The following is a 14,031-nucleotide window of genomic DNA, read 5'->3' on the forward strand; positions in this document are numbered from 1 at the left end:
GAGACTTTCTAAGCGATCGGGTAGCCCTGCTCGAACGCCCAACGCCCGGGCGGGTACGTCGCCTCGGCGAACTCGATGGGACGGTCCTGCAGGTCATAGACCACGTGATGCACGACCAACACCGCTGATTCCGAGTCGAGTTCGAGGTCGGACACCTCGTCCTCCGTGGCCCGCCGCGCGCACATCCGGTCCTCGGCGTAGCTGCCCTGTCGACCGGTCATGTTCTCGACGTACATGAGCGTGCCCTCCTGAATCCGGTCAGGGTCACGGAGCTTGGGAGCACGTTCGCCGATGTCGGCACCGAACCAGGACGTCGAGATGGTGATGGGCCCAGTCTCGTTCTTCGTGACTCGGCGACGATGCACAGCGCGGGTTCCACGGGCCAAACTCAGCGCCTCGGCCACGTAGTCGGGCGCCTCCAGCCAGCCGGCCGAGGTGATGACCGCGTACTCGCCGGGCGTGTAGATCTTGCCCGTCTGCTTCGCGCGCCCATAGAGCTCCCGAGCGCGCCGATTCACGGCGAGGCTACGGACGTACGTCCCCGATCCCTGCCGCTTCTCGACCAGCCCCTGATGGCTCAGCGCCTCCAGTGAGCGCGCTGCCGTCGGCCGTGAGACCTTCCAGTCGGCGGCCAGTTGGCGCTCCGACGGAACCTCGTCGCCAGGCCTCAAGTCGCCCCGCAAGATCTGATCGCGGATGTGGTGCGCGATCTGGAGGTACTTGGGCTGGGTCTCTTCGATCTGCGGCATCGGATCCCCTTCCCTAAGTGGCTATGACCAGTAGCCACTATAGGGTGAGTGGCTAGCAGGCAAACCCGTACTCTGCCCGGGTGACGCGCTTGATCGTGGCAGCAGGAGGAGGGGGCGACGCCGTCGCCGCCGCAATGCTCGACCGGGCCCTCTATGGAGGCTCCGGGAGTCCGGCAGTGATCCTCACGTACGCGTGGGACCGCCTGCTGATCGATCCGGTCCCCGGCCCGCGGGCGCCGGCCGACTTCACCGGTCTCCGCCCTCTGGCGGGGAGCGTGTGGTCGATTCCGGGCGACGCAAAGCCGGTAGCCCCCTCGGGGTCTACACTCCCCCGGCTGGCATCCGAACTCCCCAACGCCATCGCGCTGATCGATCCTCGCCACGGCGCCCAGGGCATCACGCACCAGCTCGAAGAGCTGATCTCGCATCTGGCGCCGGAGTCAATCGACCTCCTGGACGTCGGCGGCGACATCCTCGCCAAGGGCGACGAACCCACACTCCGCAGCCCACTCGCCGACGCTCTGACGCTGGCTGCGTGCTGTCAAGTCAAGGCGCCCGTGCGGCTTTTGGTCGCTGGTCCAGGACTGGACGGGGAGATCCCTGCCGAGGATCTGCGCGACCGTGTGGGCTCAGCCGCTCTGCGCCTCACGGCCGAGCACGTAGACCCGATCGGCTCGGTACTGGAGTGGCACCCCTCTGAGGCAACGGCAATGCTGGCCGCGACTGCCCGAGGCATCCGCGGCGTGTGCGAAGTCAGGGACGCCGGCCTACCGGTTCCGCTCACCGACGCGGGCGCCATCGTCCACGAAGCGGACCTGGACGACACGTTGCAGCGCAACGAGCTTGCCCGCGCGATCCTGGCGACAAGGAGCCTGGAGGAGGCGGAGCAGCACAGCCGGGAGATCTGCGGTTACTCGGAGATCGACTACGAGCGCAACAAGGCCAGTTGGCTCACTACCCAGCCGGAGCAGAAGCTCGACCCCGAAGCCACGCTCCGCCAGCTCGACGCGTTCGAAGCGGACGCCCGCAGCCGCGGTATCACCCACACGACATTCCGCAGGATCACTGAAGCCCTAGGGCTACACGGGTCTCAACGCCAGTACCTCAGAGCCCTGTTGCTCAGCAGCCGCCCGAAGCAGTACCAGGCACCGCTCTGGCACATCCCTGCCGATGCCTGAGTAACAACTTTCTCTACTGGTTCAAGCACCCGGCTGCGCTTCGCTCCGCCGGGCGGGCTTCCCGGCTCCGCTCGGGGCTGCGCTCATGCCTTCGGCCCGCGCTGCCCCGGCTGCGCCGACGCCCGCCCACAGTGGATAGGCCCGGAGGACATGAGTCGAGCACCCGACACGCTCGCGGCCCACGGTCACAGATGATGCCTCCGGCGGGGGATCGGCCGGCACCGGGTGGGAGGGGGCGCCGTTCCCGGCCGCGGGCACATCGTGGTGAGCGTTGTGGGCTCCCATCCCGTCCACCGTCGACCCAGGCAGAACCGAGCAGACGCGGCCCATGGCGTCCAGGTCGTTCGTACAGTGGCGCGCTCCACCTGGACGCCATGAACCACGCCCGCTCCACAGACGTGTGGGTCGACGGCGGACGGGATGGGAGCTGGGGAGAGTGGTGGATTGGGTAGGTCTTCGGCTGCACGCGATCCAGGTGCATCTAGCATCCACATTCCGTGGCTGGATCTGGCACTCCAGCAGATGCTCCGACTACCAGAGGAATACACTCGAATACGTACCGTGAGTCGTCCAGGCGGGGTGGGACTGGCCTCAGCGGCGACTCGGGCGGGATGAAGGAGAATCGAGGCGGCAGCCAAGACCTTCCGTCAGCGGGCATCACACGGTTCCCTGTAGCCGCCCTGCAATGGCTTGCCTCCCAGTGCATTCCCTGCGTGCCCGGCCCCCGCTCGTTGCCGCGTGTCCGGGAGGCGACGGAACGGACCTTCAGTGTCTGTCGTGAAACATGACGTCCTTACCAGTCAGGCTGTTCTCGACCTGGCCTTCCGAGCAGACGGCTTCGATGTCCTGGAACTGCTGCACGATCTGACTGCCCATACGGTCAGCCTGCTGGGCTTGCGATCGGCAGGGGTCACCGTCCTCAGCGAGACCGGACAAGTCGACTACTTGACCGCCTCTGACGAAACATGCCGACGCCTGGAAGAAGACCAGCTCGAACTCGGCGAAGGCCCCTGCCTGGACAGCACTCGCAGCGGCAAAATCCTGCCCCCGGTCCTGCTGCGCGCTGCCCACCCCAGCCACGACCTCTGGCCCCGGTTCACCGCCCGAGCACTGCGCGCCGGCATCACCAGTGTCGCCGCCGTACCACTGCGCACCCCCCATCACCCGCTCGGCGCCGTCAACTTGATGAGCGGCGGGCGAGTGCCAACACGAGAAGATCTGAGCCTGGCGCAGTCACTAGCCGATGCTGCCGGGATCTGCCTGCACCACCGACAGACCGTGCTCACCAAGAACGAGATCATCGGTCAGCTACAGACAGCCCTGACATCCCGCATCGTGATCGAGCAAGCCAAAGGCATGATTGCTGCGCGACAGGGGATCGGCATGGAAGAGGCATTCAACCGGCTGCGCGGCCACGCCCGTTCACGCCAGCAGAAACTCACCGAGCTGGCTACCCACGTCGTGCAAGGAGCCCTCCCGGTCGAAATCGACACAGCAATTTGATCGCCCGGGCCGTCTCGGGGCCGTGGAAGGACGCTCAGCGGTGACCAACGATGACAACTGCTCACAGCTCAATGGCAGGTCACGCCGCTGATCACCTACGCAGCCGCTGGCAGAAGCACCGTTAGGCAAGTTGAGGAACTCCAGAGGTCGGCACACGATGACCGCCACGAACCACGACCGCTCCGCGATGTGTGGGCCGACGGCGGGCGGGACGGGAGGAGGAAGAGTGGCCAGTGCTCCTGACCATGCGGCTTGTCTCGACTCAACGGCCACCTTTAGCGCAACTGAATTGAATCTGATCGCGCCCATTGAACGACAGTGACAGCGAGATGAATAACTGCTTGAGATTCCGCCAGAGTGGGTTTTCTCCGACCCTTGTTTGCATGCCGATCAGGATTCGGCCACAGCACGTTAAGGATCTCAAGCACGGGCTGGATTGAGTTGTCCATCCCTGGTCCAGGGATGACGAATTTCCAGCGCTCTCCCTGACTCTTCAACGAGCCAACAACGTGCCCCAGTTGAGCCTTATCCTGCTTCGGGGCGATGATTGGGATTAGGACCGCCTCTACGGCCTTGATCGCGTGGTCCCAAGCATCTGAAGCATCTGGGTCGCGCGAAAATGCGCGCTCCCAGCCCTGCTTCAGCTCCTCGCTGGCGAGGTCAGCAGGAGAGCTTGCGTCATCGAAGCTCGCTTGGGCTGTCTCATCAACACGGCGCTGAAGTCCCCGCTCTCTCGTAGCCATCCAGGCGGATCCGCCGGTCGAAAGTGATGTCTCCAGCGACTCCCACCATCCCTTTCCCCGCGTAGAGCACCTCAACAAGTAGTCGAGCAGATCCAGATAAAGATCCTCATCCTGCCTGCACTTGTAGAGAAGATCTTGCATTTTCTCTATCGCATTCCGCCCCGCCACCGGCACGCGGATAGCGAGTGCCGCCGCGTGGATAAGATTTTCGTTTGTTGTAGGTGAAAGTCGATACCCGAAGACACCCTCAGCCCAATGCTCCAGGGCTGGAACGAGATGGACAGGAATGCCCTCCTCCATTGCGGCAGATGGTCGTATTCCGCGACGAACCGAAAGAGGAACCCAAGTCGACATGGCGCAAGGCTACAGCGAGATAGATTCGAGCGGGCAGGATTTCCCCGAAGGCTGCACCCCCAGGAATCTGGGCATCTATCAGACGGCCGGACTGCACCGTTCGATCATGACCATGTCTCGCCAGGTTCCGTGATGTTGGCAGATCCCGCGGCATAGCCTGTGTTGAGTGGCGAGGCTGTCCGCACGATCAAGGCCGCGCTGCGGGTGCGACACGGGCCAGGCCGCCTCACCACCCAGGACCGTGCCAGACCCGTGCCAGGTTGAGCGGGGAGCCACGGGGAACGGCGGGCAACGACCCACGAACCTCGAGAGCCGTCAGGCCACTCCCCCGCAGCTCAGACACCCAACTCCCCCTAGAGCAGCTGAGCTTCCCAAGCTTAGAGCGCGAGTTCGATTCTCGTCACCCGCTCCACAGCAACCTCAGGGCCCAGGTCATCGACCGGGCCCTTTTTGGTGCAGGTCGAGCAGCATCACGTCATAGCCGACCGAGCCGTCCCCCGGGCGGGACTCGCCGATTCTGCGGTAGCCCCAGGAGCGGTAGGCGGACGATGCCGGCGTGGCGGACTGGTGGACGTTCAGGAGGATGCGTTCCGCGGCGATGGCCGCGGTGAGCGTGTCGTGCAGGTGGCGGGCGATGCCGCGGCCGCGCCACGGGCCGCGTACGCCGAGCTCCATGAGGCCGAAGGTGCGGCGGCCGTCCTCGCGGCGCAGGGCGGCGGGGACCGGCTCGGTCAGTTCGTCCCACCAGCGGGTGTCGGGCGGCACCGCGTGGCCGTACGCCATGCCCACCGGCTCGCCGTCCGCGGTGCGGGCCAGGGCGGCGCGGAACAGGGGGCGGGCGGTCTGCGCGGCGAAGCGCTCGAAGGCCGCGGTGACGTCGTCGGGGGTCTCGTCGTAGGGCGGCCGGGCGAAGACGTCCGCGTAGACCAGCCGGAACGCGGCCGTGGCCCGGGCCGCGGCCGGACCGTCCATGGTCTCCGCCGTGATCGTGCCCGTCTGCGTCATGGCCCCGCCCTCTCCGTTCGCCCGCCCTCGCCGCGGCGGACTCTAGGGGCATGACGGAGCCCCGGGCCGGTGACCCGGGGCTTCGTCACGCTGTCGTTATGCCGTCAGGGCGTCAGGACGTCCTCCTGCGGACCACGACCAGTCCGGTCGCCAGGGCCAGCACCGCGAGCAGGATGCCGAGCAGCGTCCAGTCCCGCGAACCGGTGTCCGCCAGCTCGCCCTTGTCGTGGTCGTCGGGGGTGACCGGCGACGTGTCGAAGGTGTTGGTGACGTCGACCTTCGTCGGGCCGTCGACCACCACCTCGCCGTCGTCGCCGCCGTCCGACGCCTGGTACGTCACCGTGTCACCGGTGGGCACGTCCCGCTCGGTCACCGTGCACGTGGCACCCTTCGGGACGCTGACCGTGCGGCTCTCGCCGTCCTTGAGGGAGAAGGACCGGTCGGCCGGCGCCAGCGGGACCGCGCCCTGGTCCGTCGTGCAGGCCAGTGCGAAGTCGTACGGGCCCGCGCCGCCGTTCACCACGTGCTTGGTGACGGTGATCTCGGCCGCCGGGAAGGTGTTGGTCACCGTGATGGCCGCGGTGCCGTCCGCCGAGATGACGACCGGGTCGTCCGCCGAACCGTGGTCGACGACCGCCTTCTCCGCGCCACCCGTGTCCACTTCCTCGGCCCAGCAACGGGAGTTGACCGGCAGCGGCCTGATGGTGACCGGCTCGTCCGCCCCCACCTCGTACGACTTGTGGAGCACGAGGTCGGAGGCGCCGCCGGCGGCGTTCGGCAGGGCGCAGGAGACGTCGACCTTGTAGGTGCGGCCGTCCGCGTACTGCGCGGCGTCGCCGTCGACCGACTTGATCAGCTGCAGCGCGCCGAGCTCGAAGGCGTTCGAGATGCGGGCCGTCTGCACCGACGTGGTGCCCAGGCCCGGTTCGATGGTGACCTCCACCGGGTTGCTCTGCGGATGGTCGGAGGTGCCGCCGCGGGCCGCCTCCTCCCACACCTGGCAGTCGGCGCCGGCCGGGATCCCGGTGACGGTGACCGGCTTGTCGGCGGAGACCCGGTAGGTCTGGTCGATGACGGTCTGGTCGGCCCTGCCCTGCGGGTGGATGACGCAGGTGACGTGGAACGGGAAGCGTGCCCGCTTCAGGGCGCCGTCCAACTGGTCGGGGTGCGCGCCCAGATGCTTGACCAGTTTCAGGTCGCCGTAGGCGAGGGCGACGCCGACCTGGATCGGCTCGTTCGCCTGGAGCACGCGCGGGTTGGCCGAGGGCACGGCCCGCTTGCCGTCGGTGCCGGTGGCGACGGCGCCGCCGCGGTCCGTGGTCTCGTTGTGGGCGAAGGAGTTCCAGGCGATCGTCGGGTCTCCGTTCTTGGTGACCTTCAGCGGGGTGTCCATCGCGTACGTGATGTCGACCTTGCCGCCCGGCGCCAGCGGCGGGTCGAAGTCGAGGTCCATGTTGGCGCCCGCGGCGTTCCTGCTGAAGCCGTCGTCCCACACGGTGCTCGGGCAGGTGGGCGCGCTCGAACCGTTGCCGCCGCCCATGTCCAGGTCGTCGGTGCACAGCGGCTCGTCGTTCTCGTAGCCGACGTTCATCGTGCCGGGGCCGCTCAGGCTCGGCCGCGTGGCCAGGGCCGGGTCGTCGTCCCAGGCGGTGCCGCGCTGCTGGTCGATGATGACGCCCTTGTCGCCCTGGGTCGGGAAGCGGTCGATGATCCTCATGTCGGTGCCGGACTCGGTGCCGGCGTTCTGCACCCGCAGCAGGTAGTGGTAGCGGTCGCCCGGGTTGACCAGGGCGATGCACGGGTTGGCCGTGTAGCGGCGTCCGGTGGAGTCCGTGGTCATCAGGCAGGAGTCGTCGCCGACCGGGACCGTCTTCTTGGAGAGCGTGTTGTACCAGCCGAGGCCGTCGTTGCCGGAGACCCACTTGCGGGCCTGGAACGCGGTGCCGGACTTGGCGGTGAGCGTGGCGTCGGCGACGCAGTACAGGCCGCTGCCGAAGTCGCCGTCGCGCTGCGACGTGCCGTCGCAGGCCAGGTCCGGGTCGGAGGAGGTGGCGCCCATCGTGTTGGTGACGACGTCACCGGCCTTGATGCCGGCCTCCAGCCGCACGTGGATCTCGATGGTGAAGGTGGCGCCGGGCGCGAACATCCACGCCTTGCCGTCGTCGTCCTTCGAGAAGTCCCAGGTGAGTCCGGAGATCCGGTCGCCGTCCGAGGTCTTGCCGAAGACCGGGGTGGGGACGTCCGGGGTGCCGTCGGGCACCTTCGCGTCGATGATCTTGTACGGCTGTCCGTCGTCGCCCTTGAAGGTGTCGACGAAGGCGATGCCGGGCGGCAGCGCGTCCTTGACGACGAGGTCGGGGACGTTCGCCGTGCCGGTGTTGGTGACCTTCAGGTAGAAGGGGGCGTCCTCGCCGGGGGCGAGCACGGTGTTGGGCGTCTTGCTGACGTCCAGGACCGGGTCGCCCTTGACCAGGTCGAGGGTCGCGTCGACCGGGTCGATGGCCTTGGGGCTGTCCTCGGACTGCAGCTTGGTGAGGAACTCACCGCTGACCGTGTCCTCCAGGTGGGTGGGGACGGGCCCGCCGGTGGAGCGCAGCTTCTCCCGGGGGCTGATGTCGAGGAGGAGGATGCCGGAGCAGCTCTGCCCCGCGCACTCGGGCTTGATGACGTAGCCGTCGTTGCTGGTGCTGGTGGAGCTGTAGGTGGCGCGGATGCCGGTCACGTCGGCGGCGTCCACGCCGGACGGCAGGGCGGCCGACGAGGCCGGAGTGCCGTTCACCCAGGCGCCGTTGACGTACGCGTCGATCTGTACGCGGTTGGCACCGGCCGGCATCTGGTTCGACTTGATGGAGACGAGGTCGACGGCGTCGAAGAAGTCCTCGTCGCGGTCGGTCATCCTCAGGTACTTCGCCGACATGTTGCCGGTGTTGGCGACGGTGAGCCGCATGTCGGCGTGCTGGCGCGGCAGTCCGGGCACGTACTCGGGCAGGGTGCCCGGGCTGATCGACTTGTTGAGCGACGCGGAGTCGGACGCGGGCGCGGTGTCCATGGAGGGACCGCAGACCGGGGAACCGGGCGTGTAGTCGCCGCCCGCGTCGATCGAGTAGCAGTTCTGCAGCGTGGTGCCGTCGGGCACGCCGGGGCGGCGCTCGGCGACGATGGTCACGGTGAACGTGGACTGCGGCGACATCTCGCCGTCGTAGCTGCCGCGCACGCCGGTGGCCCGCTCCAGCAGGGCGGCGTCGTCCGCGTCGTACGGCACCCAGGCGCCGCTGCCGCCGCCGGCCGTCGGGTCCCACAGCTCCAGCTTCACCGGGGCGTCGGCGGGGCTGACGGTGACCGACGTGATCTGCAGGACGTCGAACGGCGAGGTGGAGGCCGGGGAGCCGTCCGGGCCCGCCGACGGGTCGGTGACGACCGGGGAGACCAGCGGCTTGTTGCCGTTGTTGGTCACCTTCAGGTTCATCGTGATCGGCTGGTCGGCCGGGATGTCGTTCTGCGAGGAGTCCTTGGTGCCGCTGCCCGAGGTGTTCGGCTCCTCGATCGGCAGCGTCTTGCAGGCGTCGCCGGACGCGGTGCCGCTGCCGTCGGTGCGGCCCGCGTCCCCGGTGTAGGAAGCGCAGTTGTCGACGCCGGGGCTGCTGCCCGAGGGCAGGTCCTCTGCGGTGACCGCGTCGGTCAGGGTGCCGTGCACGTCGAGGCCGGCGGTGGCGCCCTCCGCGATGGTCGGGTTGCCGTCCGCGTCCACGCCCGTGTAGGTCACCTCGACCTTGGTGACGGTCGTGCCGGCCTTCGCCACGTCGACCGTCTGGTTCGCGGTGTAGTCCTGCTCGAACGTGGAGCCGTCCGCGTACGTCACCGTCAGGTGCGCCGTCGTGGCCCCTTCGGGGAAGCGCAGCCGGACCTTGTCGACGTCGATCTTGTCGAACTCGTTCGGGGTGTCCGCCGACGGCTCCGTGATGGTGATCGTCTTCACCGGGAACGGCGAGGCGTTCTTCACGTCGACCTCGGCGCTGACCGGCGAGTTCTCCCCGAGCACCGCGTGCTCGCCGGTGTCCTGGCTGAAGTTGCCGTCGGTGTCCGGGTAGAACCGCTTGGTCGGCTGGAGCACCAGGATGTCCGGCAGGATGTCGTACGGGGCGCAGACCTGCGCCCCGTTCACGTCGCCGTCGGTGGTCTCCTTGGCGGCCGGGACCGCGCAGTTGTTCACCGTGATCTTGTCGGTGGGGCGCAGCGGCGAGCCGTCGGAACGCTTGGTGTCCCGCAGCTTCATCGTGACCTCGACGGTGCCGCCGTTCTCGTCGTACGGCAGCGGGTCGCCGTTGCTGTTGGTGAAGACGACCTCGAAGCCGGTGACCTCCCCGGGCTCGACGCCGTCCGGCAGCGGCAGCCGGCCGGGCTCCGTGATGGTGTCCCCGGTGTGCGTGGCGCCGTCCGCCGTCGTGACGACGATGTGGGCCTGGTCGGCGCCCTTGGGGAACGCGGTCACGGTGGCGTAGCGGAAGTCGAAGTACTCGAAGGTGTCGGCGGTGGTGTCGGACACCGACAGCTCGGTGACGTTCGCCGACGACGAGGAGTTGTTGCGCACGTCGAGCGTGATGGTGGACGTCTCGCCGCTGCCCGCGACCGCGGAGCCGTCCTTCCACGTCTTGGTCGCCACCGGCTTGACCACGCGCGGGATGGTGACGGTGACGTCGGTGTCGGCGGTCTTCGGGTCGGCGTTGTCGGCGCTCACCTCGGCGGTGTTCGTCACGACGGTGCCGTCGTCGAGGTCGGTGTCGGCCGGTACCCGCATGCCGATCTCGACGGCGCCGGCCTGCCCGGCGCGCAGTCCGGTCTTGCCGGCGGGGTTCTGCAGGTCCTGCTTGTAGACGACCGTCAGCTGCCGCGTCGCCTCGTCGTACGTGACGTCGCGGGAGGTGGTGGACTGCGGCAGGCTCGTCACGTCGAACCCGGCGGGCAGCGTGTCGGTGACCGTGAAGTCCACGCAGTCGACCGTCAGGCCCGAGCACTGCCCGTTGATCGTGTAGATGAAGTCGTCGCCGGGCTCCAGGGGATCCCCGCCGGTGTTGTTCGTCTTGGTGATGCCGACCGTGCTGCGCGGGTCGTCCGCCGCGGGGGCGAGCGGGACCGCCGCGGCCTGAGAACCGAACAGCAGGCTCAGCGCCGCCGCGACGGCCAGCGGCCACCGGGCGAGAGGGAACCCATGTCTGGACATACCAGTCCTTCATCTACGGAGTACGAAGTTCCGGTGACGGTAAGAGGCGAAGGGCCGCCCCGGGGGCGGCCCGCGCCGAAAAGCTGATGATCTGTCACATGGTTGACTCGTTCGGCCCACTGCCGGCGGCGGCCCGAAAAGCGGTGGAGGGGCGGTGCGGTGCGCCGTTACCGTGCTGCCCGGCCCATTCGTCGAGGCAAGGGCGTGCCGTTGTACACCGTGTGAGACCCCCCGAGAGCTGATCTGTCGCGCGTCGCGCCTGTGCGCCGCGCTCCTTCTTGCTGCGGACTTCTCACTGAAACCGGTGTACTCCTGTGCTCACCAGCTGGGTGGTCATGCCCACCTGCCTGCCGACCGTGCTCCGCCGCTGTCACGCGTGTCCGTCCGACCGCTTCCGGGCGAACGGAAAGTTCCGCGTGAACGCGCACCACAAGCTCCTCGACGCCTGGCTCCTCGTGCGCTGCGCCGGCTGCGGGGACACGGCGAAGATCGCCCTCCTGGAGCGGACGCACGTCCGCTCCGTCCCGCCCGGGCTCCTGGACCGTCTGCACGCCAACGACCCTGTGCTGGCTGCGGAGTTGCTCCAGAACCCGGCCGTCCTGCGGCGCAATCGCATCGCCCTCGACTGGACGGGCGCCTGGCGTCTCGACACCGGCACGCCCGTCCCACCGGACCACGAGGCCGGCGACGTCATCGACGTCTCCGTGCGCTTCGCGGCCCGCATCCCGGTCCGTCCGGTCCGTCTCGTCGCCGACGGCTGCGGGCTGTCGGGGACGGAGGTCGTGCGCCTGATCGAGGCGGGGAAGCTCGTCTCGGCGGTGCGCCTGCGCGGCCGCATCACCGGCGACTTCACCTTCACCCTGAAGCGCTGAACCCGTCCGGGGCCTGCCGGGCGACTCCCCGGCAGGCCCCTTTACTCCCCTACAGCCCCTCGCCCGCCAGCTTCACGCCGATCCGGCTGCGGGAGCCGATGCCCAGCTTGGCGAGGACCCGCTCCATGTGGGCGTCCACCGTACGGCGGGAGATGAAGAGGCGTTCGGCGATCTCGCGGTTGGACAGGCCGTCGGCCGCGAGGCGGGCCACTTCGTGCTCGCGCTTGGTGAGCGCCTCGCCGTTGGCGCGGCGCTGGCCCGGCACGTCGGGTTCCGGGACGGCGAGTTCGTCCGTGCCCGCGAGCGCCGCCTCGAAGAGGGTCTCGGCGGGGGCCGTCGCGCCCTGCTGCCACAGCCGCTCGTACGCGTCGGCGCCGAGCGCGGCCCGCGTCGCCTCCGCGCCTGCCCGGTGGTTCTCCACCGACACCGGCGCACCGCTCAGCAGTTCGCCGCCGGTGGACTGCCACAGCGCGTCGGAGCCGCCGAACAGCCAGGCGGCGCGCTCGTGCCGGTGGTTGCCCGACGCGACCCAGGCCAGCACCTCCACCGCGTATCCGCACCCGATGGCGTCGCCGAGGTCCGCCTTGAGCGGCAGCGCGCGCTTCAGCGCCACCTCGCTGGCCTCCGGGTCGCCCTTCGCGTAGTGCGCGAGCCCGGCCACCGTGTACAGGAAGCCGCGCAGCCAGCACTCCTTGGAGCCGGCTCCGAGCCGGGCGAGCCCCTGCACGGTCCGCTCCAGCGCGAGGTCGGCGTCGCCGGAGAGGTGGTACTGGTAGCCCGCCTGCACGTCGAGGGAGACCAGCCCCGTCAGGTCGCCGATCGCCGCGAGCCGTTCCTGGGCCTGGGCGCGGGCGAGTTCGGCGCGGTCGAAGTCGCACAGGAACGTGTACGCGCACTGCAGGTACAGCCAGCCGCGGGCCCGGACCAGGGACTCCCCCAGCCGGTCCGCGATGTCGATGCCCTCCCTGATGGCGGGCACCGCCGCCGCCGGATCGCCCTGGAACACCGTGATGAACCCGCCGACGATCAGCGCCCACGCCCGCTCCGGGGTGCTCCCGGGGAACGCCTCCGCCACCTTCCGCTGCCAATACCTGCCCTCCGTGAGCAGGCCGGAGATCTGCCAGTACCCCCACAGGGCGCCCGCCAGACCGGCCCCCTTCTGCACCCGCTCGCCACTGCCGAGCGCGTACTCCAACGCGAGCCGGATGTCCGGGTGTTCGCGGCGCAGCGCGCGGCAGCGGGGCATCTGGTCGTCGCCGATGAAGTGCCGATCGAAGGCGTCGGCGGCCGTCACGTAGCGGTCGAGGTGGCGGTCGCGGGCCGCCGTCTCCTCGCCGGACTCGGCGAGCCGCTCGGCGCCGTACTCCCGGATGGTGTCGAGCATCCGGTAGCGGGTCGCGAAGTCCCCGTCGCCCGGCGCCGGCCCCGCGCCCGCCTCGTCGACGCGCTGGACGACGGACTTGTCGACCAGGTCGATCAGCACCTCCATCACGTCCGCCGGGCTCAACTCGCCGAATCCGCAGACCTCTTCGGCCGCCGCGAGGTCGAAGACGTCACCGAAGACGGACAGCCGTGCCCACAGCGTCCGCTCCCGCTCGTCGCACAGCTCGTGGCTCCAGTCGATCGCCGTACGGAGGGTCTGGTGGCGCGGGAGCGTCGTGCGGCGGCCCCCGGTCAGCAGCCGGAAACGGTCCTCCAGGCGGTCGATGAGCTGGCGCAGCGGAACGGCGCGCAGCCGTACCGTGGCCAGTTCGATGGCGAGCGGGATGCCGTCCAGGCGGCGGCAGAGCCGGACGACGTCGTCCCGGTTGGCGTCGGTCACCTCGAAGCCGGGCACGACGGCGGCGGCCCGCTGCTCGAAGAGGGTGACCGCGTCGCCGCCCTCGTCGTCCACGGCCAGCGGCGACACGGGGAAGGTGTGCTCGCCGGGAACGTCGAGGGGCTGCCGGCTGGTGGCGAGGACCCGGACGCCGTCGGTCTCGCGCAGCAGGATGTCGACGAGCTCGGCGCACGCGTCGACCAGGTGCTCGCAGGTGTCGAGGATGATCAGGGCCGGCTGGTCCCTCAAGTGGTCGAGGATGACGTCGAGTTGGGAGCGGGTGTCCTGCTCGGGCAGGCCGAGGCAGGCGGCGAGGGTGTGCGGGAGCAGGTCGGGGTCGCGCAGTGCCGAGAGTTCGACGAGGCAGGCCGGTGGCGTCGGGGCGTCGGTACGGGTGGCCACGGCCCGCAGGGCGAGCCGGGTCTTGCCCACGCCGCCGGGGCCGAGCACGGTGACGCAGCGCTGGGCGCCCAACGCCCGTGTCAGGTGGGTCAGTTCGATGGCGCGGCCGATGAAGCCGGTCAGTTCACGGGGGAGTTCGCCGGGGCGGCGGCGCACGATGCCGAACGTCATGGAGCGGATTCTTCCGA

At 69.2% G+C, this 14,031-nt stretch carries 8 protein-coding genes; 3 read left to right on the forward strand and 5 right to left on the reverse strand.

Going from position 1 to position 14,031, the window contains the following annotated elements; genetic code table 11:
* Positions 1–8 precede the first annotated feature (8 nt).
* On the reverse strand, positions 9–749 hold the full coding sequence (locus tag M4J07_RS12055; protein WP_255970859.1) for a GntR family transcriptional regulator: 741 nt from the start codon (positions 747–749) through the stop codon (positions 9–11).
* Positions 750–829: 80 nt separating this feature from the next.
* On the opposite strand from M4J07_RS12055, the gene M4J07_RS12060 reads away from it, so the two are divergent.
* Together M4J07_RS12060 and M4J07_RS12065 are read left to right on the forward strand one after the other, a co-directional pair.
* Positions 830–1,927: a DUF1152 domain-containing protein gene (locus tag M4J07_RS12060; protein ID WP_255970861.1), complete on the forward strand. Its 1,098-nt coding sequence runs from the start codon at positions 830–832 to the stop codon at positions 1,925–1,927.
* A gap of 777 nt (positions 1,928–2,704) precedes the next feature.
* Positions 2,705–3,430: an ANTAR domain-containing protein gene (locus M4J07_RS12065; protein WP_255970863.1), complete on the forward strand. Its 726-nt coding sequence runs from the start codon at positions 2,705–2,707 to the stop codon at positions 3,428–3,430.
* Positions 3,431–3,705: 275 nt separating this feature from the next.
* On the opposite strand, the gene M4J07_RS12070 is transcribed toward M4J07_RS12065, so the two are convergent.
* From M4J07_RS12070 to M4J07_RS12080, 3 genes are all read right to left on the reverse strand, one after another.
* Positions 3,706–4,473 carry a hypothetical protein gene (locus M4J07_RS12070; RefSeq protein WP_255970865.1) on the reverse strand — a complete coding sequence of 256 codons (768 nt, stop codon included), beginning with the start codon at positions 4,471–4,473 and terminating at the stop codon, positions 3,706–3,708.
* A 486-nt stretch (positions 4,474–4,959) separates the two neighbouring features.
* Entirely contained in the window at positions 4,960–5,532 is a 573-nt protein-coding gene (locus M4J07_RS12075) for a GNAT family N-acetyltransferase (RefSeq protein ID WP_255970867.1), read from the reverse strand.
* 112 nt (positions 5,533–5,644) lie between these two features.
* Positions 5,645–10,750 (reverse strand): DUF5979 domain-containing protein, encoded by a 5,106-nt coding sequence (locus M4J07_RS12080; RefSeq protein ID WP_255970869.1) that lies wholly within the window; start codon positions 10,748–10,750, stop codon positions 5,645–5,647.
* Positions 10,751–11,064: 314 nt separating this feature from the next.
* Here M4J07_RS12080 and M4J07_RS12085 point away from each other — a divergent pair, with 314 nt between their 5' ends.
* A complete protein-coding gene (locus tag M4J07_RS12085) occupies positions 11,065–11,622 on the forward strand; it encodes a DUF1062 domain-containing protein (protein ID WP_255970871.1) in 558 nt (185 codons plus the stop codon).
* A gap of 49 nt (positions 11,623–11,671) precedes the next feature.
* On the opposite strand, the gene M4J07_RS47875 is transcribed toward M4J07_RS12085, so the two are convergent.
* A complete protein-coding gene (locus M4J07_RS47875; protein ID WP_305127593.1) occupies positions 11,672–14,014 on the reverse strand; it encodes an ATP-binding protein in 2,343 nt (780 codons plus the stop codon).
* Positions 14,015–14,031: the final 17 nt, after the last annotated feature.

This window comes from Streptomyces longispororuber (assembly GCF_024448165.1).
GTDB lineage: Bacteria > Actinomycetota > Actinomycetes > Streptomycetales > Streptomycetaceae > Streptomyces > Streptomyces longispororuber_A.